This is a genomic window from Curtobacterium sp. WHRI 8282 (assembly GCF_040223925.2).
Classification (GTDB): Bacteria; Actinomycetota; Actinomycetes; order Actinomycetales; family Microbacteriaceae; genus Curtobacterium; species Curtobacterium flaccumfaciens.
The window spans coordinates 274,624-299,392 of record NZ_JBEHCD020000003.1; the positions used below are offsets into that span (position 1 = coordinate 274,624).

Annotated in this window: 22 protein-coding genes; 15 read left to right on the forward strand and 7 right to left on the reverse strand. The window is 71.9% G+C overall.

Annotated features, from left to right (window positions below):
- Positions 1–21: 21 nt before the first annotated feature.
- Positions 22–669 (reverse strand): NAD(P)-dependent oxidoreductase, encoded by a 648-nt coding sequence (locus tag ABRP24_RS12220; RefSeq protein WP_111058181.1) that lies wholly within the window; start codon positions 667–669, stop codon positions 22–24.
- 108 nt (positions 670–777) lie between these two features.
- Here ABRP24_RS12220 and ABRP24_RS12225 point away from each other — a divergent pair, with 108 nt between their 5' ends.
- Both ABRP24_RS12225 and ABRP24_RS12230 read left to right on the forward strand, forming a co-directional pair.
- Entirely contained in the window at positions 778–1,140 is a 363-nt protein-coding gene (locus ABRP24_RS12225; RefSeq protein ID WP_071247254.1) for a helix-turn-helix domain-containing protein, read from the forward strand.
- Positions 1,141–1,190: 50 nt separating this feature from the next.
- Positions 1,191–2,222 (forward strand): NADPH:quinone reductase, encoded by a 1,032-nt coding sequence (locus tag ABRP24_RS12230; RefSeq protein WP_301603352.1) that lies wholly within the window; start codon positions 1,191–1,193, stop codon positions 2,220–2,222.
- Between the two features lie 120 nt (positions 2,223–2,342).
- Here the strand turns inward: ABRP24_RS12230 and ABRP24_RS12235 are convergent, their stop codons facing one another.
- Positions 2,343–2,528, reverse strand: coding sequence for a hypothetical protein (locus ABRP24_RS12235; protein ID WP_027465208.1), 186 nt, complete (start codon positions 2,526–2,528; stop codon positions 2,343–2,345).
- Between the two features lie 41 nt (positions 2,529–2,569).
- On the reverse strand, positions 2,570–3,379 hold the full coding sequence (locus tag ABRP24_RS12240) for a GAF domain-containing protein (RefSeq protein ID WP_071247251.1): 810 nt from the start codon (positions 3,377–3,379) through the stop codon (positions 2,570–2,572).
- 113 nt (positions 3,380–3,492) lie between these two features.
- Here ABRP24_RS12240 and ABRP24_RS12245 point away from each other — a divergent pair, with 113 nt between their 5' ends.
- Complete coding sequence (locus tag ABRP24_RS12245) at positions 3,493–4,389, forward strand: patatin-like phospholipase family protein (protein WP_027465206.1); 897 nt, start codon at positions 3,493–3,495, stop codon at positions 4,387–4,389.
- Positions 4,386–6,446, forward strand: coding sequence for an alpha/beta fold hydrolase (locus ABRP24_RS12250; RefSeq protein ID WP_349848440.1), 2,061 nt, complete (start codon positions 4,386–4,388; stop codon positions 6,444–6,446). The genes ABRP24_RS12245 and ABRP24_RS12250 overlap by 4 nt, the downstream gene beginning before the upstream one ends.
- Positions 6,447–6,485: 39 nt before the next feature.
- Here ABRP24_RS12250 and ABRP24_RS12255 read toward each other — a convergent pair whose 3' ends face one another.
- Positions 6,486–7,667: an acyl-CoA dehydrogenase family protein gene (locus ABRP24_RS12255; RefSeq protein WP_027465205.1), complete on the reverse strand. Its 1,182-nt coding sequence runs from the start codon at positions 7,665–7,667 to the stop codon at positions 6,486–6,488.
- Positions 7,668–7,726: 59 nt separating this feature from the next.
- Here ABRP24_RS12255 and ABRP24_RS12260 point away from each other — a divergent pair, with 59 nt between their 5' ends.
- Both ABRP24_RS12260 and ABRP24_RS12265 read left to right on the forward strand, forming a co-directional pair.
- Complete coding sequence (locus ABRP24_RS12260) at positions 7,727–8,335, forward strand: QsdR family transcriptional regulator (protein ID WP_027465204.1); 609 nt, start codon at positions 7,727–7,729, stop codon at positions 8,333–8,335.
- Positions 8,332–8,775, forward strand: a complete 444-nt coding sequence (locus ABRP24_RS12265) for a thioesterase family protein (protein WP_027465203.1) — start codon at positions 8,332–8,334, stop codon at positions 8,773–8,775. The genes ABRP24_RS12260 and ABRP24_RS12265 overlap by 4 nt, the downstream gene beginning before the upstream one ends.
- 141 nt (positions 8,776–8,916) lie before the next feature.
- Here ABRP24_RS12265 and ABRP24_RS12270 read toward each other — a convergent pair whose 3' ends face one another.
- Positions 8,917–9,357, reverse strand: coding sequence for a VOC family protein (locus ABRP24_RS12270; protein WP_349848443.1), 441 nt, complete (start codon positions 9,355–9,357; stop codon positions 8,917–8,919).
- 224 nt (positions 9,358–9,581) lie between these two features.
- Positions 9,582–13,064, reverse strand: a complete 3,483-nt coding sequence (locus ABRP24_RS12275; protein ID WP_349848445.1) for a bifunctional proline dehydrogenase/L-glutamate gamma-semialdehyde dehydrogenase — start codon at positions 13,062–13,064, stop codon at positions 9,582–9,584.
- A gap of 105 nt (positions 13,065–13,169) precedes the next feature.
- Between ABRP24_RS12275 and ABRP24_RS12280 the strand changes: the two genes are divergently transcribed.
- The 6 genes from ABRP24_RS12280 (at position 13,170) to ABRP24_RS12305 (ending at position 22,053) form a co-directional block, all read left to right on the forward strand.
- Entirely contained in the window at positions 13,170–14,072 is a 903-nt protein-coding gene (locus tag ABRP24_RS12280; protein ID WP_349848447.1) for a LysR substrate-binding domain-containing protein, read from the forward strand.
- A 166-nt stretch (positions 14,073–14,238) separates the two neighbouring features.
- Entirely contained in the window at positions 14,239–15,840 is a 1,602-nt protein-coding gene (locus ABRP24_RS12285; RefSeq protein ID WP_349848449.1) for a hypothetical protein, read from the forward strand.
- A gap of 227 nt (positions 15,841–16,067) precedes the next feature.
- A complete protein-coding gene (locus ABRP24_RS12290; RefSeq protein WP_349848451.1) occupies positions 16,068–17,408 on the forward strand; it encodes a hypothetical protein in 1,341 nt (446 codons plus the stop codon).
- Positions 17,409–17,604: 196 nt separating this feature from the next.
- On the forward strand, positions 17,605–19,473 hold the full coding sequence (locus ABRP24_RS12295) for a putative Ig domain-containing protein (protein WP_349848453.1): 1,869 nt from the start codon (positions 17,605–17,607) through the stop codon (positions 19,471–19,473).
- 209 nt (positions 19,474–19,682) lie between these two features.
- Positions 19,683–21,296 carry a putative Ig domain-containing protein gene (locus ABRP24_RS12300; RefSeq protein ID WP_349848455.1) on the forward strand — a complete coding sequence of 538 codons (1,614 nt, stop codon included), beginning with the start codon at positions 19,683–19,685 and terminating at the stop codon, positions 21,294–21,296.
- Between the two features lie 124 nt (positions 21,297–21,420).
- Positions 21,421–22,053 (forward strand): NAD(P)H-dependent oxidoreductase, encoded by a 633-nt coding sequence (locus ABRP24_RS12305; protein ID WP_349848457.1) that lies wholly within the window; start codon positions 21,421–21,423, stop codon positions 22,051–22,053.
- 2 nt (positions 22,054–22,055) lie between these two features.
- Here the strand turns inward: ABRP24_RS12305 and ABRP24_RS12310 are convergent, their stop codons facing one another.
- On the reverse strand, positions 22,056–23,099 hold the full coding sequence (locus ABRP24_RS12310) for an MBL fold metallo-hydrolase (RefSeq protein ID WP_349848459.1): 1,044 nt from the start codon (positions 23,097–23,099) through the stop codon (positions 22,056–22,058).
- 181 nt (positions 23,100–23,280) lie between these two features.
- Here ABRP24_RS12310 and ABRP24_RS12315 point away from each other — a divergent pair, with 181 nt between their 5' ends.
- The 3 genes from ABRP24_RS12315 to ABRP24_RS12325 all read left to right on the forward strand — a co-directional run bounded on the left by ABRP24_RS12315 (position 23,281) and on the right by ABRP24_RS12325 (position 24,768).
- The gene (locus ABRP24_RS12315; RefSeq protein ID WP_349848461.1) at positions 23,281–24,324 is read left to right on the forward strand and encodes an ATP-dependent DNA ligase; all 1,044 of its coding nucleotides are present in this window, start codon (positions 23,281–23,283) and stop codon (positions 24,322–24,324) included.
- Positions 24,325–24,466: 142 nt separating this feature from the next.
- The gene (locus ABRP24_RS12320) at positions 24,467–24,628 is read left to right on the forward strand and encodes a hypothetical protein (protein WP_155896789.1); all 162 of its coding nucleotides are present in this window, start codon (positions 24,467–24,469) and stop codon (positions 24,626–24,628) included.
- Entirely contained in the window at positions 24,625–24,768 is a 144-nt protein-coding gene (locus ABRP24_RS12325; protein WP_155896788.1) for a hypothetical protein, read from the forward strand. The genes ABRP24_RS12320 and ABRP24_RS12325 overlap by 4 nt, the downstream gene beginning before the upstream one ends.
- Position 24,769 lies beyond the last annotated feature (1 nt).

A 24,769-nucleotide genomic window follows, 5' to 3' on the forward strand; every position in this document is an offset into this window, starting at 1 on the left:
TGTCTTGCGAGGGGCAGTGCCTCAGTAGGCGACGCCGAAACGCGTCTGGTGGTGCGCCGGGGTGACGATCTCGTCGACGAACGCGATCGCGTAGTCGGCGCCGGAGATGTCCGAGTTGCCCTCGGCGTCGGCGAGCAGGACCTCGTCCGAGGCGCGGTAGGTGCCGCGACGCTCGCCCGGGTTGTAGCCACCGAAGGCCGCGGCGGGGCTCACGTAGAACCAGTCGACCTGGGTGTCCGAGGCGCGCAGGGCGTCGAGGATCTGCGCGTGGCTCTTCGCCTCGCCCTTGAAGGCATCCGGGAAGCCGTCGGTGTCGAAGAGGCGGGGGCCGTCCTCGGACACGCGCATCGAACCGGCACCGCCGACGATGCCGAGACGCGCACCCGCTGCGGCGGCGGCGTCGACGAAGTGCTGGAACTTGTCCTTCAGCTCGCTGCCGTCCGCCTGCACGGCGTGGAGCGAGACGACGACGACGTCGGCACCCTTCGTGACCTCGGACACGAAGTCGGCGTCGAACGCGTCACCCTGCGCCAGGGTGAGGCCCTCGGCCGGCTCGAGCTTGCTCGTGTCGCGGGCGACCGCGGTGACGGTGATGCCGCGGGAGAGTGCCTCGTGGGTGATGGCGGAGCCGGCGTAGCCGGTGCCTCCGAAGACGACGATGTTGGTCATGGTGTTCCCTTCGTGGACGTGCTGGGCGTCAGTGACGTTGACAGTCACCGTACAAGAGTTACTCTCTTTGAGTAAGTAGGCACCTGGCGGTGCGTTGCGGAGGACACCATGTCAGCACTCGAGTACAGCCCCTATGCGGCGGACTGCCCCAGTCGGCAGCTGCTCGACCGCATCGGCGACCGGTGGAGCGTGCTGACGATCGGCGCCCTCGCCGACGGTCCCGCACGGTACTCGGCGGTGGCGGCCCGGGTGCAGGGGGTCTCGCAGAAGATGCTCACCCAGACGCTGCGGGCCCTCGAACGCGACGGCATGGTGACGCGGACGGTGTTCCCCGAGATCCCGCCGCACGTGGAGTACGAACTGACCGAGCTCGGGCGGTCCCTGCGCACGGTGCTCGTGCCGCTGGAGGACTGGGCCACCTCGCACATGCCCGACGTCGCCGAGGCGCGCGAGGGGTACGACGCGCGCTGAGCACCGGCGCACTCGGAATCCCCGACGGCGACGAGTGGTTGCCTGGGGACATGCGATCGATCGTCTACACGAAGCCCGGTGCCAGCAGCGTCCTCGAACTCGTCGAGCGGGAGATCCCGGAGCCCGGAGCCGGTGAGGTCCGCGTCCGCGTCGTCGTCTCCGGCGTCAACCCGACCGACTGGAAGGCACGCGCCGGCGGGACCTACGGCGACGGGCTGCCGTTCCCCGAGATCACGCCGAACCAGGACGGCGCAGGTGTCGTCGACGCCGTCGGTGCCGGAGTCGACGGACTGGCCGTCGGCGACCGTGTCTGGCTGTTCATGGCGGCCGCGTCACGTCCGACCGGCACCGCGCAGGAGTACACGGTCGTGCCCGAGTCGCGCGTGGTCCCGCTGCCGGACGGCGTCTCGTTCGACGTCGGCGCCTCGCTCGGCGTCCCCGCCATGACGGCGCACCGAGCGCTCACCACCCACGAGGACGGCCCCGCCCGCCTGGGCCCCGGCGCCCTGGACGGCTTCACCGTGCTCGTCGCCGGCGGCGCCGGTGCCGTGGGGCACGCCGCGATCCAGCTCGCCCGCTGGGCCGGCGCGACCGTCATCACGACGATCAGCTCGGACGCGAAGGCAGCACTGGCGACTGCGGCCGGCGCCCACCACGTCGTGAACTACCGCGACGAGGACGCCGCCGAGCGCATCCGGTCGATCGCGCCGGACGGTGTCGACATCGTCGTCGAGGTGTCGATCCCGCAGAACGCCGCGCTGGTCGCCGACGTGCTGGCGAACCACGGCGTCGTGTCGATCTACGCGAACAACGGCGGTGACGAGGCGAGCCTGCCGATCCGCCCGAACATGAGCGTGAACGCCCGCTACCAGTTCCTGCTGCTCTACACGATCGGCGACGAGGCGCTGTCCGCGGCGGCCGAGGACCTCACCGAGGCGCTGCACGACGGTGTGCTTCCGGTCGGCGAGGACGCCGGTCTCCCGCTCACCCGGTTCGCGCTCGAGCAGACCGCCCAGGCGCACGACGCCGTCGAGCAGGACACGGTCGGCAAGGTGCTCATCGACGTGACCGAGGCGCGGTAGCCCCGACACCGGCTCCGGCTCGGGCGCGGGCTCGGGCTCGGGCTCCGGCTCGGGCTCGCAGACGACGAACGGCTCCCACGCATGCGTGGGAGCCGTTCGTCGTGGACGATGCGGGAGGGGTCAGCGACCCAGACGCGCGGCGATGGCTGCGGTGACCCGGAGCCGGGCTGCAACGCGCTCGCGTTCGATGTTGGCGGCGATGACGTCGAGGTCTTCGTAGTCGGCGTCGGTGGTGGTGTCGTTCCAGTTCGGCGAAGAGATCCGGGCGCGCCCGAACGACGGCGGAGCAGGGTTCACGGTCGTCATGGGGGCATCGTACGTCGAGCGTCCGACAGAGCGTGTGAGCATCACGGGCCTTTCCTTGGATTGCGGTCGCGCTCGGGGAACGAGTAGGTCAGCGAGAACGCGACGGCCATGAACGACGCCATCATCGCGATGTTCTTGGCGTCGAGTTCGGTGAAGGCGTCGGGGACCGGGGAGTCGACGGTGAGCATGCCGAACGAGTACTGGTCCGACCGGATCACCACCGAGACGTACGAGGTGTACCGCGGTTCGAAGCCCGGCAGGTCCTGGTCGACGTCCACGTCGGCCGAGCGGTCACCGACGATCCGGGGTGATCCCCCGACCAGCACCCACTCGAGGTTGCGGTCGCCGTAGGGCGTGCCCGCTCGGAAGACCCCGGCGGTGTCGCCGGCGCCACCGTGACCGATCGGCTCGAGCGCCCGCAGATCGGTGGACAGCTGGTACACGTTGGCGCGGACGTCGGGCACCTTCGGCAGCAGGTAGAACGCCAGGGCCACGGCGACGCGGTCGGCGACGACCGAGAGTTCGCCGTGGCGATCGGACCGGGGCAGCTCGGTGAACCGGACGAGCCGGGTGGCGATCTGGCCGAACGCGTACCGGACCGCCGTCGACTGCTCGAGCTCGGCCGCGGTGGCGTTGTCCTCGGCCACGGACCGTGCGGCGTCGCTGCGCCGGGTCCGAACGACCTGCACGGTCACGGCACCGACGAGCACGACGAGCCCGAACGCGACGAGCGACAGTCGGACCGCCGGCGTGACGAACAGGTTCGGCAGCTGGAACGCCGCGGTGGGCGCAGCAGCCACCACGATCGGCCACACGACCGTGCCGACCCGTCCTGAACGCTGGTTCCCCATGACCACGACGCTAGGTCACGCCACCGACGCGGACGGAGTTGTCCACAGGCGGGTTCTCCACAGGATCCATCGGCCTCCACCGGCCCGTCGCACGCAGCTGGTAAGCAGGACCCATGACCGACGTCAGCACGCCCGTTCCCGGATCCAGAGCCCTCGTCCTCGGTGGCGGAGGTGTCGCCGGCATCGCGTGGGAAGTCGGTGTCCTCGTCGCCCTGCAGGAAGCCGGCGTCGACCTCGACGCCGCCGACCTCGTGGTCGGCACCAGCGCCGGCAGCGTCGTCGGCGCGTTCGTCCGGAACGGCGCCGTCCAGCAGGCCTACGACCAGCAGCACACCCCTGCGCCCACCACCTACGAAGAGCCGGCGCCCATCGACGTCGAAGCCGTGCAGCAGCACATCGGCGCAGCACTGCAGGGTGCAACCGGCGAGCAGGACGCCCGCGCTCGACTCGGCCAGGCCGCCCAGCAGGTCGTCGGCGGGCAGAGCGACGACGAGCGCACGGCGACCTTCGGCGAGACGCTCCCGTCCACCGAGTGGCCGGAGAAGCCGCTCGCCGTCACCGCGGTCGACGCCACCGACGGCACCTTCCGCCTGCTGACGGCGGCCGACGGTGTGCCGCTCCCCCGTGCGGTCGCGGCCAGCTGCTCAGTGCCCTTCGTCTGGACACCGGTCGCCGTCGACGGCCGCCCGTACGTCGACGGTGGCGTCCGCTCGGGCACCAACGCCGACGCGGCCGCCGGGTACGAGCGGGTGCTCGTCATCGCCTGCGGCCCCGAGGGCCCGTCACCGTGCGGGCCATGGCTCGACGTCGCCGTCGAGGCGCTGCGCGCCGGCGGTTCGTCGGTCGAGGTCGTCGTGGCGGACAGCGCGTCCCAGCAGGCCTTCGGCACCAACTCGCTCTCGCTCGCCACGCAGGCGCCGTCGGCCGAGGCCGGTCACGCCCAGGGCACCGCGGTCGCCGAGCAGGTCGCTGCCTTCTGGGCCGAGGACCTGGCGAGCGTGCACGCATGAGCACCCCGTTCTCCGACCTCGACCAGTACATCGCGCTCCCCCGCGTCGACGGCATCGACATCAGCCCCGACGGCACCCGCGTCGCGCTGACGGTCAGTGCGCTCGACCCGGACGCCACCGGGTACCGCCGATCGATCTGGCAGGTGCCCGCGACGCCGACCCCCGACACCGCCGCGCGCCCGGTCCGCCTGACACGCTCCGCCAAGGGCGAGGGCGGCATCGCCTTCACCCGCACCGGCGACCTGCTCTTCGTCTCCGCCCGGCCCGACGCCGACGCCACCGACCTCGAGGCCGCCCAGCTCTGGGTGCTGCCCGCGGCCGGCGGCGAGGCCCGTCCGCTCACCCGCCTGGCCGGGGGCATCGGTGGGGTGCTGGCCACCGCGGCATCGTCGGACCTCGTCGCGCTGACCGCCGACCTGCTGCCGGGGGCCGGCTCCGACCCGGCGACCGTGCTCGTAGCCGACGCGGAGCTCCGGAAGACCCGGAAGGACAAGCACGTCCGCGCGATCCTGCACGAGACCTACCCGGTCCGGTACTGGGACCACGACCTCGGCCCGGCACAGACGCACGTCCTGACCCTCGACACGGCGGGCATCGACACCGACAGCGACGGCGACGCCGCCGGCGTGAGCGCCGAACCCGTCCTGCCCGTCGACCGCACACCGGCCCCCGGCCGTTCGCTCGACCACGTCAGCGGAGCACTCACACCCGACGGCTCGGTCCTGTTGGCATCCGTGGGCGTCCGGGAGGCCCGTGGGGACCGCTCGACGCTCGTCACCATCGACCTGTCCAGCGGCCACCGCACGGTGCTGTTCGACGACGTCGACGTCGACCACGAGATGCCGGCGATCAGCCACGACGGCCGCACGATCGCCTGGGTCCGCACCGTCCGCTCCACCCCGGCCGGTGCGAACCAGCAGGAGGTCTGGGTCGCCGGCGTCGACGGCTCCGACGCCCGTCGTGTCGCGACCGACTGGGACCGCTGGCCGAGCGAGTTGGTGTTCGAACACGGCGACCGCGCGCTCCTGGCGGTGGCCGACCAGGACGGCCGCGCGCCGGTCTTCCGCATCCCCCTCGACGGCGGAGCCGTCGAGCAGCTGACGCACGACGACTGGGCGTACTCGAGCCTGCGCGTGGCGGCGGCGACGGGCGTGGTCGTGGCGCTCCGGGCCTCCTGGGCGGCCCCGCTGCACCCGGTGCGGATCGCGACGGACGGCACGGTGACCCCGTTGGGGACGCCGGCGTCCCTGCCGGACCTGCCCGCGCACCTGGAAGAGGTCGAGACGACCGCCGCCGACGGCGCCCGCGTGCGCGGCTGGCTCGTCGTGCCCGAGGGCGACGGGCCGCACCCGCTGGTCCTGTGGATCCACGGCGGACCGCTCAACTCGTGGAACCAGTGGTCCTGGCGTTGGAACCCGATGCTGCTCGCAGCCCGGGGCTACGCCGTGCTGCTGCCGGACCCCGCGCTCTCGACCGGTTACGGACTCGACTTCGTGAACCGCGGCTGGAACGCCTGGGGGCAGGCGCCGTACACCGACCTGATGGCGATCACCGACGTGGTCGAGGCGCGGGCGGACATCGACGCGACCCGGACCGCAGCGATGGGCGGGTCGTTCGGCGGGTACATGGCGAACTGGGTCGCCGGGCACACCGACCGGTTCCGCGCGATCGTCACCCACGCGAGCCTGTGGGCGCTCGACCAGTTCAACGGCACGACGGACTCGTCGCAGTACTGGTCGTCGATCTTCGACGCCGACGGGATCGCGGCGAACGACCCGCACCGGTTCGTGGCCGAGATCACGTCGCCGATGCTCGTGATCCACGGCGACAAGGACTACCGGGTGCCGATCGGCGAGGGGCTGCGGCTCTGGTCCGAACTCGCGGAGCACCACGCGGCACCGGACGGCTCGATGCCGCACCGGTTCCTGTACTTCCCGGACGAGAACCACTGGGTCCTCGCTCCGCAGCACGCCGTGGTCTGGTACGAGACGGTGTTCGCGTTCCTCGGGCAGCACGTGCTCGACCAGGAGTGGGAGCGGCCGGCCCTGCTCGGGTAGCGCTCGCGCCCGGCGAGCGGGCGCGAGCCGGGCGGGCCGCTAGACGAACGCGGCCTGCCCGGTGATCGCTCGCCCGACGATCAAGGTGTTGACCTCGCGCGTGCCCTCGTACGAGTAGATCGCCTCGGCATCGGCGAAGAACCGAGCCACGCCCTTGTCGAGGACGATGCCGTTGCCGCCCTGCACCTCGCGGCACCAGGCGACGGTCTCCCGCATCTTCGCGGTGGCGAACGCCTTGGCCATCGCCGAGTGCTCGTCACCACCGACCCCGGCGTCCTGCATGGCCGACGCCTGCGTGCACAGTGCGATCGAGGCCGTGATGTTCGACAGCGACTTAACGAGCAGGTCCTGCACGAGCTGGTGCGCAGCGATCGGCTTGCCGAACTGGATCCGCTCGCGGGCGTAGGCCAGCGCGGCCTCGTACGCCCCGACCGCGATGCCGACGGCCTGCCAGGCGACCTCGGTGCGGGTCAGCCGGAGCACCTCGGCGGTCGAGCGGAACGACGTCGCGTTCTGCAGCCGACGCGACTCGGGCACCCGGACGTCCTGCATGACGATGTCGGCGTTCTGCACCCCGCGCAGGGCGATCTTGTCCTCGATCTTGGTCGCGGTGAAGCCCGCGGTGTCGGTGGTGACCAGGAAGCCCTTGACCTGACCGTCGGCGACGTCCTTCGCCCAGATCACGACGACGTCGGCGAAGGTGGCGTTGCCGATCCAGCGCTTCTCGCCGTCGAGCACCCACTCGTCGCCCTCGCGCCGGGCGGTGGTGCGCAGGCCCTTCGCCGAGTCACTGCCCGAGTACGGCTCGGTGAGCCCGAACGCCCCGACGATCTCGCCCGTGGCCATCCGCGGCAGCCACTCACGCTGCTGTTCGTCGCTACCGGCGACCGCGATCGAGTTCATCGCCAGGCCGGACTGCACGCCGATGAAGGTGGCGACGCTCGCGTCCACGCGTCCGAGTTCGAGGGCCGCCCAGCCGCGGTACACGGCCGAGTTCTCGAACTGCCGCACGAGCGGGACGCCGGGCCCGTACATGCCGAGCTCGGCCAGCGGCGCGATCACCTGCATCGGGAACTCGGCGCGCGCCCAGTACGCGTCGGCGATCGGCGCGACCTCGCGCTCGAGGTACTGCCGGAGCCGCCCGAGCGACGCGCGCTCCTCGACCGTGAGCTGCTGCTGGAAGCCGTAGAAGTCCGATTCGAGCAGGGGCGTCGCGGGCATGGTCGTTGACATGGGAACCACGATGCATCATTCTCGAAAACGTTGCAAGAGAGGATCGCGTGTACACATCGGATTCAGCGCTGCGCGCCTTCCGGGAGGCCCGTCACACCTTCATCGCCGGCTCACGGATCGACATGGGGGCGTTGGCTGCCGCACTCGGCGTCGACCGCACGTCGCTGTTCCGGTGGGTCGGCAACCGTGACCGGTTGCTGTCCGAGATCCTGTGGTCCCTCGCAGTCCCGACCCTCGACGGGGCGACCCACGCCGCCGACGAGATCGGGGCGACCGGAGCAGCCCGGCTCGTCGTCGTGCTCGACCGGTTCACCGCCGACCTGATCGACGCCCCGTACTTCCGGGCGTTCCTGACCCGCGAACCCGCTCGGGCGATGCGTCTGCTCACCACCTCGGACAGCGACGTGCAGAGCCGGTTCGTCGCCCGGGTGACCGCACTCATCGAGCAGCAGGAGTCGTCCGGTACGTTCGATCCGGCACCGTTGTCGGCTGAGGAGCTCGCACGGCTGCTCGTCCGGATCTCCGAGTCGTTCACCTACGCCGAGTTCATCTCCGGTGAGATCTCTGATCCCGACCGGGCACGTGCGGCGTTCGAGTACGTCCTGCGGCCCGACGCGGTGCACGCCACACCCGCACCACCGATCGGAGACCGATGACCATCGACGAGTACCCGTTCCGCCGGACCTACCCCACCAGGTGGAACGACAACGACATGTTCGGGCACGTCAACAACACGATCTACTACTCGGCGATGGACAACGCGTCGACGTACTGGTTCCGCGAGGTCGCCGGGCTCGACCCGTTCTCGTCGGAGTGGATCGCCGTGCTGGTCTCGTCGAGCTGCCGGTTCGTCGAGTCCGCCGTCTGGCCGGACGTCATCGAGGTCGGGATGCGCTCGAAGCACCTCGGCACCACGAGCCTGTCGTGGGAGTTCGGCCTGTTCCGCCAGTCCGACGGCGCCCTGCTCGCCACGGGTGAGTTCGTGCACGTCATCATCGACCGCGAGGGCGCCCGCCGACCGATCCCGCTGCCCGCCGAACTCCGCGAGCTCGTGACCGGCTCGATGGTCGCGCAGCAGCCCGCCGTCGCCGACTGACCGGCCGCGCGGCGCACGTCCCGCCCGGAGCCCCGCGCACAACCAAAGTGCTCCCGAACCGCGCATTCGCGTGGTTCGGGAGCACTTTGGTTGCACCGATCGGATCGGCACCAGGTTCCGGCCGAGGGCGGCGCGGACTGCTCAGGACTTGAGGGCAGCCAGCTCGAGGTTGATGTCGTCGGGGTCCTGCACGGACAGGATCACCATGCCGGCGTCGCCCAGGTCGGTGACCGCGCCGTGCTCGACACCCGCGGCATCGAGTCGGGCGGCCGCCTCGTGCAGCTCGTCGACCGAACCCACGACGAAGCTCACGTGGTCGAGGCCGACGGTGTCCGGATCGAATGTCTGCCCTGCGGGAGCGACCGGACGGAGCCCGAACACCTGGTCACCGAGCCGGAACACCGATCCGCCGTAGAAACGCTCGCGATCCTCGCGGACACCCGGCTCGTCGACCTGGTCGCTGAAGTCGATCGCCGGATCCGTGCCGAGCAGCAGCTGGTAGAAGGCCTTGCTCCGGTGGATGTCGGTCACGGTGACACGGACGTGGGCCAGGGCGGTCGGGCGTGCGAACGGCTCGGTCATGGTGGAGCTCCTCAGTGGTTGCGCGCCGTGGTTGCGACGCGCACCCGAGGCAACGCTCGGTCCCTCCGAAGCACCCGAGGCCGTGCGGCGACCGGACAGCCCCGCACACGACGTTCCGCACGCCGCACAACCGAAGTGCCCCCGAACCACGCGATCGCGCGGTTCGGGGGCACTTCGGTTGTGCAAGCGGCGCTGGACCCGAACGCCAGCGCCGCAGTCCGGGGTCAGATCAGGTCGTCGGTCAGGTGGTTCGGCGTGCCGAAGCGGTGCGCCGTGATGGACACCGCCTGCTCGCGGACGAACGGCAGGATCTCGAGCCGCCCGGCCTCGGTCACCGGGCCGCCGTACACGGCGACGTCCGGACGACCACCGACGGCCGAGTACAGCGCCGAGGTGTCCCCACCGATGAGCCGGACACGGGTCGACGGACCCGAGGCGACCGAGCTCGCGAAGGCCTCGTCGGACACCGTCTGCGACAGCGAGCGGACGATCGGCAGCGAACGGATCGCCGCGGCGACGGACGACGGCAGCGTCGCGGCAGTGGAGACCTCTATCGTCGTGCCGGCACGGAGCGCAGCGGCGACGACGCGGACGAGCTCGACCACCGAGGCGTCGGGGTCCGTGTCCGAGCCGGCACCCGCGGCCAGCCGCACCTGCACCGACGGGAACGGCAGGTACCGGGCGATGTTCCGCTCGGCGGAGAGCGCCGACACGTCGGTCGCGGTGCCGAACAGCGTCGCCCACGCCTGCTCGTCCGACGCCAGCGAACGGTCGAGCACCGGCGAGGACACCTCGGCCGCCCGGACGAACGCCGAGACGGGACCCGAAACGGCGACACCGGACGCAGCGACCGCCGGTGCGGGCGTCCACGAACCGAGCCCGAGCAGGTAGTTCAGCCCACCGGCCTTCGTGCCGGCGCCCACGGCCGACTTCTTCCACCCGCCGAACGGCTGACGCCGGACGATGGCGCCCGTGATGCCGCGGTTGACGTAGAGGTTGCCCGCCTGGATCCGCGACAGCCACGTGCCGATCTCACCCGGGTCGAGCGAGTGCAGGCCCGAGGTCAGGCCGTAGTCGACCTCGTTCACGATGTCGATCGCCTCGTCGAGGGAGTCGGCGGTCATCATGCCGAGGATCGGGCCGAAGTACTCGGTGCGGTGGAACTCCGAACCACGGCGGACGCCCTGTCGGACACCCGGGCTCCAGAGCTTGCCGGTCTCGTCGAGCTGCTTCGGCTCGACGGCCCAGGACTCCCCCGCGCCGAGCTTCGTCAGGCCGTCGAGCAGCTTGCCCGAGGCAGGCTCGATGACCGGGCCCATCTGCGTCGCGGCGTCGGTCGGGTACCCCACGGTGAGCGAGGACACCGCGTCGAGCAGCTGGTTGCGGAAGCGCTTCGACTTGGCGACCGAGCCGACCATGACGACGAGGGACGCGGCCGAGCACTTCTGGCCGGCGTGCCCGAACGCGGACGCGACGACGTCCTTCACGGCGAGGTCGAGGTCGGACGACGGCGTGACGATCACGGCGTTCTTGCCCGAGGTCTCGGCGAGCAGCGGCAGGTCGGGGCGGAACGAGCGGAACAGCTCGGCCGTCTCGTAGGCACCGGTGAGGATGACCTGGTCGACCATCGGTGACGCGATGAGCTGCTGCCCGAGGTCGTTCTCCGACACCTGCAGGAACGCGAGCACGTCGGCCGGGGCCCCGTGGGCGTCGAGCGCGGTCTCGATGATCGAGGCGAGCACGGCCCCGGAGCGCTCGGCGGGCGGCGCGGGCTTCAGCACGACCGCCGACCCGGCCGCCAGCGCAGCGAGGGTCGATCCGGCGGGGATCGCGACCGGGAAGTTCCACGGCGGCGCGACCAGGGTCAGCGCCGCGGGCGTGAAGGTCGCACCGTCGACGTCGTCGAGCGAGGACGCCAGGGTGCCGTAGAAGTGCGCGAAGTCGATCGCCTCGGACACCTCGGGGTCGGCCTGGTCGATGGTCTTGCCGGTCTCGGACGCCATGACCTCGACGAGGGCCGCGCGGTTCGCCTCGAGTGCGTCGCCGACGGCGTGCAGCACGGCACCACGTGCACCACCGGACCAGGTCCCCCAGACCGCACCCGCGGCCTTGGCGCGACCGAGCGCGGTGTCGAGCGCCGTGGCGGAGTCGACCCGGGCCTCCTGGACGGCACGGACGCCGAGCGTCGACGAGGCGACGCGCGCGGTGATGGCGTCGCCCCAGGCGCGGACGGCGCCGACCGAGGGGTCGCTGTCCGGGGTGTTCTCGAAGTGACCGGGGCCGGGGCGGCCGACGGCGGCGTAGCGGTCGGCGACACGGTGTGATGCCGGTGCTGCGAGCCCCTCGGGCGTCGCGAGCGGCACGAGGGACGCGCGGAAGCGCTCCTCTTCGCGGGCGAACAGCGGCGGCGAGGACACCAGCGAGAAGACCGCGGACATGAAGTTGTCCTGCGACGCGCCCTCCTCCAGACGGCGGATCAGGTAGGCGATCGCGACGTCGAACTCGCCCGGGTGGACGACCGGCGTGTAGAGCAGGAGCGAACCGACCGTGTTCTTCACGGCCGACGCCTGCCCCTGCGCCATGCCGAGCAGCATCTCGAACTCGATGCCGTCCCGCACCCCGCGTTCGCCGGCGAGCAGCCAGGCGTGCGCGACGTCGAACAGGTTGTGCCCGGCGACACCGACGCGGACGTTCTCGACGCGCGATGGGGTGAGCGCCCAGTCGAGCACGCGCTTGTAGTTGGTGTCCGAGTCCTGCTTGGTGTGCCAGGTGGCGAGCGGCCAGCCGTGCACCGAGGCCTCGACCTGCTCCATCGGCAGGTTCGCGCCCTTGACCAGACGGACCTTGATGCCGGCGCCACCACGAGCGCGGCGGGCGGCGGACCACTCCTGCAGCTCCTGCATCGCGGCGAGCGCGTCGGGCAGGTACGCCTGCAGCACGATGCCGGCTTCGAGGCGGAGGAACTCGGGCTCGTCGAGGAGCTTCGTGAAGACCGCGATGGTGAGGTCGAGGTCCTTGTACTCCTCCATGTCGAGGTTGATGAACTTGGCCGGGCTGGCGGCTGCGGCGCGCTGGAAGAGCGGTCGGAGCTGTTCGACGATGTCGTCCACCGCGTGGTCGAACGCCCACGGCGAGTGCGGGTGCACCGTCGAGGACACCTTGATGGACACGTAGTCGACGTCGTCGCGGGCCAGGAGCTTGTGCGTGCCCTCGAGACGGCGGGCGGCTTCGCGCTCGCCCAGAACGGCCTCGCCGAGCAGGTTGACGTTGAGGCGGACGCCGTCGCGCTTGATGCCGGCGATGGCCGGGCCGAGCTTGGAGTCGGTGGCGTCGACGATGAGGTGGCCGACCATGTTGCGCAGGACCCGTCGGGCGATGGGGACGACGACGTTCGGCAGCACCGGGGCCATGCCGCCGCCGAGCCGGACGAGTCCGCGGAGCGCGGCGGGCAGGAACCCGGGGGCGTCCGGGGCGATCTGCCGGAGCTTGCGGGCGGCGACTGCGAGGTCCTCCGGTCGCACGACCCCGTCGACGAACCCGACGGCGAAGTCGAGGCCGGCGGGGTCGGCGAGCACGCCGGCGAGCTGCTTCGCGGAGCCGTCGACCGGGTACGACTCGGCCTCGGCGAGCCACTGGCGGACGAGCGCGACGGACTGGTCCGCCAGGGCGTCGTGGTCGATGGCGGAGTCCTCGTGCAGCGTCGTCATGGGTTCAGTGTGGAGGTCCGGGATGCGGTAGCGGAAGTGAGCGTTCCTGATGGATACCGTTCAGTTGCGCTACCGTTCCGGTCGTGACCCGGCTAGCGTCGGACCATGCTCGACGTCCGCCGTCTCGTGCTCCTCCGTGAGCTGTCCATCCGCGGCACGATCGCGGCCGTCGCCGAGGCGGTGAACTTCACCCCGTCGGCGGTCTCGCAGCAGCTGAGTGCCCTGGAGCGTGAGGCCGGCGTGCAGCTCCTCCGCAAGGCCGGGCGACGGCTCCAGCTCACCCCGCAGGCCGAGGTGTTGGTGGCCGCGGCGGGCCAGGTGCTCGACGTCCTCGAGCACGCGCAGTCCCAGGTGGAGGAAACCCTGTCGTCCGTGCAGGGCCGCGTGCGGGTCGCCGTGTTCCAGTCGGCGGCCCTCGCCCTGATGCCGAGCGCCCTGCACGAGATGGCCACGGAACACCCCGACGTCCGGGTCGAGATGGTGCAGCGCGAACCGGAGACCGCGCTGAACGAGACGTGGGCTCGCGACTTCGACATGGTCATCGCCGAGCAGTACCCCGCCCATGCCGCTCCGCACCTGCCCGGGCTCGACCGGTCCGACCTGACGACGGACGCGGTCCGGCTCGCCCTGCCCCCGCGCGACACGGCGCTGCGCCCGGTGTCGTCACTCGAGGACGCCCGCACCATGCCCTGGGTGATGGAGCCCCGCGGGACCGCATCGCGGCACTTCGCCGAGCAGGTCTGCCGGCGCTGGGGTTTCGAGCCCGACGTCCGGTACGAGACCGCCGACCTGCAGACGCAGATCCGCCTGGTCGAGTCGGGCAACGCCGTCAGCCTGATGCCGGATCTGATGTGGACCGGTCGGACGACGACGTGCCGGCTGCTCGAGCTGCCCGAGCGGCCGCGGCGGACGATCTTCACGGTGGTCCGCGCCGCTGGCGCATCGTCGCCAGCCGTGCGCACACTCCGCTCCGCGCTCGAACGTGCCGCGTCCGTCGTCGGAGTGTGACAGGGCGGTCTGGAGGCGCGGCGCGGGTCCGGCACGACGGCTGCGGACCTCCGTGCCATCGTGATCGTTCCGTGATCGAGCGATCGTCAGGACTGGTCAGCGGGCGACATTCCCTGAGTAGAGGACGCTGATCCGGCGTCCCACCCAGGCATCCGAGGGGGATCCCGTGAACCAGTCCTGCAAGTACACCTTCCGCCGCAGCGCGGCGATCGGAGCGGCGATCGCGATCGTCACCGCTTCGTCGGCGTTCGGCATCGGGGCGAGCGCCGCCTCCGCAGCGACCGACGAGACGGCTGCACCGAGCACCACCGCGACGTCGGCACCGCAGGACGCGACCACCGCGACCGCCGCAGCCGACACCACGGCGGCTGACACCGACACCGACACCGCTCCCGACAACGCGCAGGCCACACCGGACGGCGAGACCGCCGACCCGGCACCGGCGCCTGCACCGGCACCGGCCGACGAGACGGCGACGCCGGACACCACCCCGGCCACGACCACGACGCCCGCCGCGGGCACCGCGACGACGACCCCCGCCGCCGCCGAACAGCCCGCCCCCGAGGCATCGACGCCCGTCACCTGGGCGGAGCCGTCGACCGAGGACGCGCCGATCGTCCTCACCGCGACCGCCGGTCAGCCGTTCTCGCACACCTTCACGGCCCAGGGCGGTGACGGCCCACTGGAGTACCTGTTCAACCCGCTGAACTTCTACCCGAACAACGACGTCAACGGCTGGTCCTGGAACGAGCAGACCGGCGTCCTGAGCGCCACCCCGAAGAGCACCTTCGACGGGCCCGCACTGTTCGCGGTCACCGCGACCGACCTGCACCAGAGCGCCGTGCAGTACGTCCAGGTCGACATCGAGCCCGGCGCCCCGGTGGGTGTCACGTTCGGCGTCGACAGCTCGGACTCCGACGTCAGCTGGCAGGTCGACGCCGACGGGACGATCCGGGAGTACGCGCCGGGTGGCACCGGTGAGACCGTGGTGTCGGAGGTCCCCGCCACCGTCGGCTCCTCGATGACCCTCGCGGGCCTGGCCGTCGATGCGCTGGGCAACCGCACCACCCCGGGCGACGAGTACCCGCGCTCGACCGTCACGAGCACCACCGCGTCCGACGGCGTGGTCTGGGACCCGAAGTGGTCGGCGAACACGGTGACGTTCTCGGAGCCGGGTACCCGCACGCTGACGGTGTCCGAGGGCGGCGTCTCCACCTCGTTCACGGTCCGCGTCTCCGAGGCCCCCGCTCCCGTCGTCGGCATCACCATCGGGGTGCTCCCGGCGGACGGGACGTCCGGCGACCGGTGGGGCGTCGAGGGTGACGTGATCACCTACTACCCGGCGGACGGCGACGCGCAGCGGGTCGACGCGATCCCGGCCCGACAGGGTGACCGGGTGCAGATCCGCGCCCTGGCCGTGGACGCCGACGGGCAGCCGGTCGGTGACCACACCGACCTCACCTTCACGAGCGACGTGGCGAGCGACCGCATCGAGTACGACCCCGAGGCTGCGGCCACCTGGGTGACCTTCGAGCACGCGTCGCCGCACACGATCACCGTGGCGTCCGGGGACGTGACGAGCACCATCCGCTTCGAGGTGCAGCCGACGGCGACGACGACCACCGTCACGACCGCCCACACGCCGACCGCGTCGGGCACGCTCGCGTACACCGGCGCCGACGAGTCCGGCCCGCTCGCGTGGACCCTCGGCCTCCTGGCATCGGGCGCCGGCCTGCTCGTCTGGCGCCTGCGTCGCCGACTCGGCTGAGGCACGTCACAGCGACCGCCTGACGGACCGGAGGCGCGGGGCAGGACCGCCCCGCGCCTCCCGTCCGTCTTTGCGCAATTCTGTGAAAAACCCCAGATGAGAGGCGGTAGTACCGAGATGAAACCGTGATCTCCGGTCGGGGTCGGAACGGGTCCGCGAACCGTAACGTGAGCACCGAGGAGCGCGCGGGCACCGTGTGCTCGCCATCAGACTCCCGAGGGGGAACCATGCACCAGTCCACCAAGCCGCCCGTCCGCCGCGCGGCGGCGATCGGCATCGTCGTGGCGGCGACCGCCATCGGCTCGGTCATCGGCGTCGGCGCGCCCGCGACGGCGGCGACGCCGACGGGGACGACGACACCGACGAGCACCACGGCGACCTCCACGGCCGCCAAGACGCCGAGCGCCAGCCCGACGCCCGGCGACGGCCCCGCCGCGAAGGCCACGGACAGCGCCACCTCGGCGGCAGCACCGGGTGACGGCAGCGACCTCGCGTTCACCGAGCCGTCGACCCAGGCGGCCCCGATCGCCCTCACCGCGACGGTCGGCACGCCGTTCAGCCACACGTTCACCACCACGGGCGGCAACGGCACCGTCGCGTACGCCATCCAGGACGCCCCGTCGGCGGACTACACGGTGAACGTCGAGACCGGCGTGCTGAGCGGCACGCCGACGACCGCCGGCACGTTCGACTTCGAGGTCGTGGCCCTCAGCGGCTCGACACAGGTGACCGAGTACGTCCGCCTGACCGTCTCGCAGTCGCCGGTCGTCTTCACCGAGCAGTCGACGAAGGCGAAGCCGCTCGCCCTCACCGCCACCGCCGGCGCGACCTTCACGCACACGTTCCGCACCACGGGCGGCACGGGGTCGCTGGCGTACGCGATCCAGGACGCACCCTCGTCCGACCTGACCGTCAACGTCGAGACCGGGGTGCTCACCAGCACCGTCACCACCGCTGGCACGTACGACTTCGAGGTCGTCGCCCTCCGTGGCACCGCGACCGCCACGGAGTACGTGCGCCTGACCGTCCTGCCGGCCGCACCCATCGGGGTCCGCGCGATCGTCGACACCGGCACACCCGGCGCAACGGTCTGGTCAGTCGCACCCGGTGGCGTCGTCAGCGCCTTCTCCGGCGGGGGCGAGCCCCTCGGCACCGTCGCGTCGGTCCCCGTCCAGCAGGGCGGTTCGCTCGTGGTGTCCGGCCTCGCCGTCGACCGGTTCGGCAACCCGACCGCGCCGGCTTCCGTGAGCACCGGGTTCGGCACGACGGTGACGAGCTCGGTCGCGTCGGACAAGGTCGTCACCGATCCCCGGGGCGACGCCTCGAAGGTGACGTTCCCGCACGCCTCGGACCACCGTCTCACCATCACCCAGGGCGGTGCCTCGACCACGATCGTCGTCGCCGTCCGCCCCGTCGCCACGGCCGCGGTCGCGACCACGACGAGCGGCACCGGCGGCACGCTCGCCTACACCGGCGCCGACGAGACCACGCCGTTGGCGTGGGCCCTCGGCCTGCTCGCCGCCGGCGGCGGCCTGCTGGTCCTCCGCCTGCGTCGTCGTCGCGCCTGAGACGCGACCGACGAGCGGACGGGAGGCCCGGTGCCGGCTGGCACCGGGCCTCCCGTCCGTTCGCGGTCGCGCTGGTCCCGGCGCAGGTCGTGACCAATCCGTGACCGAAGGATCGTCAGGTCTGCTCCCCACGGGACATTCCCTGAGTAGAGGACGCTGATCCGGCGTCCCGACCTGGTATCCGAGGGGGATCCCCGTGAAGCAGTCCTGCACATCCACGTTCCGACGCAGCGCCGCGGTCGGCGCAGCCGTCGCGATCGTCGCCGCGTCGTCCGCGTTCGGCATCGGCGCCACCGCGGCCGTCGCCGACACCGCCGACGCCGCCACGTCCAGCACCACCGAGGTGACACCGACGGCACAGCCAGGGGGCACGACCGACCCGGCAGCGCCGGTCGCCTCCCCCGCTCCCGACGCTCCGGACGGGGCCGCCGTCCCCGGCACGCCGGCAGCGGACCCGGCTCCGACGCCGAGCCCGGATCCCGCAGGGCCGGTCGACCCGATCCCCGCGCACACGCCCACGCCGACACCGGCTCCCGCGGCACCGGCTGGAACGGAGTCGACCACGGCGGCCTCGGTTCCGGTCACCTGGTCCGAGTCGTCGAGCCCCGAGGACCGGATCGTCCTGCACGCGACGGCCGGCGAACCGTTCTCGCACACGTTCGTCGCGAACGGCGGCGACCGCCCACTCGAGTACCTGTTCAACCCGCACACCACGCCGCCCGGTCTGCACTGGGACGAGAAGACGGGCGTCCTCAGCGGAACCCTCACCAACCCGGCGGACTCGTTCGACATCGACGTCGCCGCCACCGACCAGTACCAGAGCGCGACCCAGTACGTCCGGGTCGAGATCCAGCCGGGCGCGGCCGCGCACATCGGCGCCCAGGTGTACTCGAACGCCGAGGGGCGCAATCCCTCCTGGTCCGTCGCGGGCGGCCCGGACGGCGGCATCGCCCCGATCGGCGGCGGCGGTCTGATCGACGCGGTGCCGGTCGGACGCGGTGGGTCGCTCTGGGTCAGCGCCGTCGTCACCGACCGGATCGGGACCCCGCTCAACGGCACGGAGATGCCGTCAGAGTCGACCCTGACCAGTGACGACCCCGACGATGTCCTTCGCTACGACGACGAATCCAACACCTGGAAGGCGACCTTCGACGGCACCGGTCCGCGACAGCTCACCCTGCGCTCCGAGGGGCTCTCGCTGTCGATCCCGGTCGACGTCGCCGACACCCCGCTCGCGTTCACGGAGCAGTCCTCCTCCGATGCCCCGCTCGACCTGACGGCGACGTCGGGCACGCCGTTCAGCCACCGCTTCTCGGTGCAGGGCGCGACCGGCCCGGTCGAGTACTCGCTCGCCGGCTCTGACGGCGGCGACGTCATCGGTGACGGGGACTTCTTCCGCTCCGAGTTCTCGATCGACCCCGCCACGGGCGTCCTGTCCGGCACGCCGCGCCCCGCGACGCAGTACGACTTCGAGGTGATCGCACGCAGTGGTTCCGAGACCGCGACGGCGCACGTCACCCTGACGGTCGAGCCCGGCGCCCCGGTCGGAGTCCTGGCGTCGGTCTACCACGGCGCTGAGGGCCCGGAGTGGGAGGTCGCACCCGACGGATCGGTCACCGAGTACACGATCGACGCTGCGGGGTCGGTGCAGACGAAGTCGGTCGACAGCGTGCCGGCGGACCAGGGCATCCCGCTGTTCGTGAAGGCCGTCGCCGTCGACGCCAACGGCAACCGCACGACGACCCCGGGCAGCCCGCACCCCGTCGTGACGAGCGACGTGTCCACTGACCGGATCACCTGGGTCGCGGAGGCGGAGTCCAACCAGGTCGACTTCCCGCACGCGTCGATCCACACGCTGACCGTCTCCAACGGAGGGGTCACGACCTCGTTCCGGGTCGATGTCCGAGCGCACGCCGACGCCGCCGGGTCCTCGACGACCCGTCCGGCGTCCGGCACGCTCGCCTACACCGGTGCCGACGAGTCCGGTCCCCTGGCGTGGGCGCTCGGTCTGCTCGCCGCCGGCGGTGGCCTGCTGGTGCACCGTCTGCGCCGTCGACGCGCCTGACACGCGATCCGATGCGGACGGGAGGCGCGGTGCGGGTCCGCACCGCGCCTCCCGTTCGTGAATCGTGCGGGAACCCCCAACCCGGGTCACATTCCGATCAACCCCGTCGCGCACGTGCGCGGATAACCCCTACGATCCGATCATGCCGAGGATTCTCGGCGAACTCTTACGTTCCGGCACCCGACCGGACTCAAACCCTGGGGGACGAAGTGCGCCGCAGCACCTCCACCGTCCGACGCGCCTGCGCCGTCGGCACCACCGTCGCGCTGATCGGTCTCACGACCGGTCTGGGCGTCATGACCGCGACCGCAGCGACCGCTGCCGAGTCGAACCCGGCCGTCAGCGCTCCTGCGACGGCCGCCGCCGACGGCACCACGCCAAGCGACACCGCCACGGACGGCACGGGCACGCCCGCGACCGGCTCCGAGGCGGACGGCAGCACGCCGCCCGCCGGCGACACCACCGGTGACGACGCCCCCGCGGGCGACGACACCGGCGTGACCGGCCCGGACACCGAGCCGACCGACGCTGGCACTCCCGGCACCGGCTCCACGGCTCCGGCCGGCACCCCCGCCGCCCCGGCAGCGACCACGCCCAAGGAGCCCACCGCCACCGCGACCACCCCGGCCGCCGCAGCCGCCGTGGAGCAGTCGGTCACCATCACCGGCGACCTGTACGTCGGCTCGGACCTCGTCGCACGACAGTCCGGGTTCACCAAGGGCAGCAAGATCTCGTACGTCTGGACCTCCCCGACCGGGGCCGTCCTGTCCGAGAGCGCCACCTACACGATCACGACCGCCGACGCCGGCCAGGAGATCACGGTCACGCTCGAGGGCTCGGTCGCGGGCGAGACCGCCACGGCGACCACCGAGACCGCAGTGGCCCCCGTCTTCGTGGACGAGGACGGCCAGCCGCTCTCCGACGAGGACGGCGACACGTCCGTCGAGGCGACCGCCGGCGAGGCTTTCTCGCAGACCTTCCGGGCGCTGAGCACCCCGGCGCCGGAGCTGTCGGCATCGTCGTTCGACGACGACGGCAACGAGCAGTCCACGCTGCCGAAGGGGATCTCCTTCGACGCGGAGACCGGCGTGCTCTCCGGCACCCTGACCGACGCCGAGCAGTACTACCAGGTCATGATCACGGCGACGTCGACGAGCCCGAGCGGCCCCGTCTCGAACCAGCAGTTCGTCGACATCGACGTCCAGGCCGGTGCCCCCGTCGGCATCGAGGTCGTCACGCTCAACCAGAACGCGCTCGAGGACGGCAGCGACACCACGGCGTGGATCATCCACCCGAACGGTGACGTCTACACGGGTGACCTGCTCAGCGACTCCGAGCCGGTCAAGGGCGGCAAGGTGACCGTCAAGCAGGGCGGCACGCTGCTCGTCTCCGGTGCCCAGGTCGACCGCTTCGGCAACCAGATCATGCCCGACTTCGACGAGGAGACCGGCGAGCCGGAGTTCTTCACGCCGACCGTCACCTCGGACGTCGCGACCGACGTCATCGCCGCGGACTCCGACCTGGGCGGGGTCGGCCTGGTGTCCGTCACGTTCCCGCACGCCTCGACGCACACCCTGACCGTCTCCGGTGCCGCGGTGCCGAGCACGGTCTTCGCGGTGGACGTGCAGCCGACGATCGCCCCGGCCGCCGTCATCAAGCCGATCGTCCCCGCGGCGGTCGCCACGCACCACACCGGCTCCGGCCGGCTCGCCTACACCGGAACCGATGCGACGGGTGCCCTCCCCTGGGCGCTCGGCCTGCTCGTCGCCGGTGCCGGTCTGTTCGGCGCCCGCACCCTGCGCCGTCGCCGCGCTCAGCGCTGACGGTCGCCGTCGTCTCCCGTCCGTCGCGTGCCCGCGTGACGGACGGGAGGCCCGGCTCGGCCCCGCCTGTCCCCGCACGGGGCGGCGGGGCCGTTTCCGTCCCACCGTCGGTAGCGTGGGCACCATGCCCACGCTGCTGCACATCGACTCCTCGGCCGACCTCACCCACTCCCGCTCGCGCGCACTGACCGCGGCCTTCGCCGACGCCTGGCGCGCCCGAGGCCCGGAGTACACGGTCATCCGGCGGGACCTGCACGTCGACCAGCTCCCCCACCTGGAGAGCTCGGCGCTGCACTGGGCCGCCGCCGACCGCACCGCTGAGGAGACCGTCGCGCCCGAGGCCGAGGCCCTGCGCCAGGAGGTCATCGACGAGCTCCTCGCCGCCGACGTCGTCGTGGTGGGTGCGCCGCTGTACAACTACACCGTGCCGTCGACCCTGAAGGCCTGGATCGACCGCATCCACGTCCCCGGCATCCTGACCGGCGGCGTGCAGCCCCTGGCCGGACGACCCGTCGTCACCGTGGTGAGCCGCGGCGCGACCTACGACGCCGGAACCCCGACGGAGGGCTGGGACCACGGCTCCCCCGTCCTGCACATCGTGCTCGGCACCGCGCTCGGCATGAAGCTGTACCCGATCACCGTCAGCGCGACCCTGGCCGACCGGCTGCCGGACCTCGCACCGCTGGCCGACCACGCCGCCGCGGAGTTCGCCGACGCGAAGACGACGATCGAGCGCCTCGCGACCACCCTCGGCTGAGGTCAGGCGGGCCGGATCTCGCCGGCCCGCCCGAGCAGCTCCGCGTGGAAGGCCGTCTGCGTCAGCGCGCTCGCGAGCAGGAACCCGGTCATCGACTCGATCCCGCCGCTGAAGGGCACCCGGGCCGCGACCTCGAACAGCGTCGGACGGTCCAGCGAATCGAGGGCCGCGGCGACGTGACGCGAGCGCTCCTCCCGGTGCCGGGCCAGGGTCTCGGCGCGGGTGACGACGTCACGGAACCGGTACTCGTGCCCCGGACAGACCTCGAGGTCGGCGTACGGATCGAGCCGCTCGAGCGACGCCAAGTAGTCCCCGAGCGGGTTCGTGCCGGTCCGGCCGCCGAGCCCGATGCCGGAGTTGATCCGCGGCAGCACGTGGTCGCCGGAGAAGAGCAGCCCGTCGGCCTCGTCGAGGAAGCACACGTGCCCGGTCGTGTGGCCCGGGGTCCAGAGCGTCCGGATCGTCCGACCGGGGATCGGCAGCAGGTCGCCGTCCTCGAGCAGCACGTCCGCGTACGGCGCCTCGATCCGGCCCATCCCGATGCGACGTCCGCTGCCCCATGCCTCGACGGCCCCGGCCCGCAGGTGTTCGGGCAGCCCCCACGTCGCGATGTCCGCGTCGTTCCGCTCGGCGTCGATCCGCTCCCGTTCGAGCGCGCTGACCTCGAGGCCGTGCATCGCCACGCGGGCACCCGTCGCCCGGCGGATGGCAGCCGCGGCCCCCAGGTGATCGGCGTGCAGGTGCGTCACGGCGACGAGCGACACATCGTCCAGGGTGCGTCCGATCACGGCGAGCCCGTCCCGCAGCTCGGCGAGTCCGCCGTCGGCCGACCACCCGGGGTCGATCACCGCGAGCGAGCCGTCCGACCCCTCGACGACGTACACGAGGGTCGCATCGGGCACCCCGAACCGGAACGGTACCGCGAGGGTCCAGATGCCCGGCCGCACCTGCTCGACGGGTGGCAGGACGCCGTCGCGGAGCGCGGCGGCCTGCACGGGGCTGATCGGTTCCGGGGCCGGCGCTGCCGGCGGGGGCACGGTCGTCACGCCGGCCACCCTACCGACGCGTGTCTGGCCCGCGACGGCCCTGCTCCCGACGCATGGTGAGCAGAAATGGTCGGGTGCGGGCCGTGGACCCGACCATTTCTGCTCACCGAACGCACGTGCCGGGCGGAGCACGGGCCTCCAGGCAGACAGTCGCGCCGACGCGCGCGAGTAGACAGGACGCATGGAGATCGCACCGATGCTCGCCAAGGCCGTCGCCACCGTCCCCGAGCCGGACAGCACGAAAGGCGGGCTGCGGTACGAACCGAAGTGGGACGGCTTCCGGGGCATCGTGACCATCGACGGTGACGATGTCGAGATCGGCAGCCGCGGCGCCAAGCCGCTCACCCGGTACTTCCCCGAGCTCGTCGCGGCGTTCCGCGCGCAGTTCGGCGGCCGCGACCACCCGGTCGTCCTGGACGGCGAGGTGATCCTGCGTTCCGGCGAGCCCGGTGCCGAGCACCTCGACTGGGAGGCCCTGTCGCAGCGCATCCACCCGGCGGCCTCGCGGATCGCCAAGCTCAGCGTCGAGACGCCGGCGCAGTTCGTGGCCTTCGACCTGCTGGCCGTCGACGGGCAGGAGCTCCTCGACCTGCCCTTCGACGAGCGCCGTGAGCGCCTGGAACAGCTCGGTGACGCGATGACCGACCCGCTCTTCGTCACGCGCACCACGCTCGACGTCGAGCAGGCGCGCGAGTGGCTCACTACCTTCGAGGGCGCCGGGCTCGACGGCGTCGTCGCGAAACCCCGCGCGCGGCCCTACGAGCCGAACAAGCGCTCGATGCTCAAGATCAAGCACCACCGCACCGCCGACGTCGTCGCCATCGGCTACCGCGTGCACAAGAGCGGCTCCGGCGTCGGGTCGCTGCTGGTCGGCCTGTACGACGCGGACGGCGAGCTCCGCCAGGTCGGCGGCGTCTCCGCCTTCTCCGACAAGCGGCGGGCCGCGTTGATCGACGAGCTCGAGCCCGTCGTGCTCCGCGATGCGGACGGGAGGCCCGTCACCGGTGACGGGGAACGGTCGCGGTTCTCGTCGGGTCGCGACACGTCGTTCGTCCGGCTGGCGCCGGAGCTGGTGCTCGAGGTCCGGTACGACCAGATGGAGGGCGACCGGTTCCGGCACACCGTGCAGTTCGAGCGGTGGCGGCCCGACCGTGACGCGACGTCGTGCGGGTTCGAGCAGCTCGAGGTGCCGAGTGCGTACGACCTGAGCGACGTGCTGTCCTGACGCGGAACGCACTGCGGTGTCCGTTTGTCGCTGTTCTGTCACGTTCGGGGAAAAGTAGTTAGCCGAACTAGCGAAGCCGTGCCAGGATGATCTCAGCAGCACGAGGCGTCCAGTCCGGATGCCCTGATCGGAGCGGATCGACATGAGCACCAGCACGCTTGTCCGCCACCCTCGGCGGAGCCCCTTCACAGAAGTCCGAGAGGCACGGCGCCAGCGCGTCCTGCAGCTCAGTGCGGTCATCAGCGCCATCGCCGGCGTGACCGCCACGGCGCTCGCCCTCGTCACTATCGGTCTCGGCTCGTGATCGTCGACGGCATCACCGACGTGCACCGCGGCACCTGGTCGCGGCTCACCCGCCTGCACACCGCCAGCATCGGGCTGCCGACGCACACCACGCGCGTCGAGGACCCGGACCGTCAGCGGGACGTCTCCTCCGCAGCCTGAG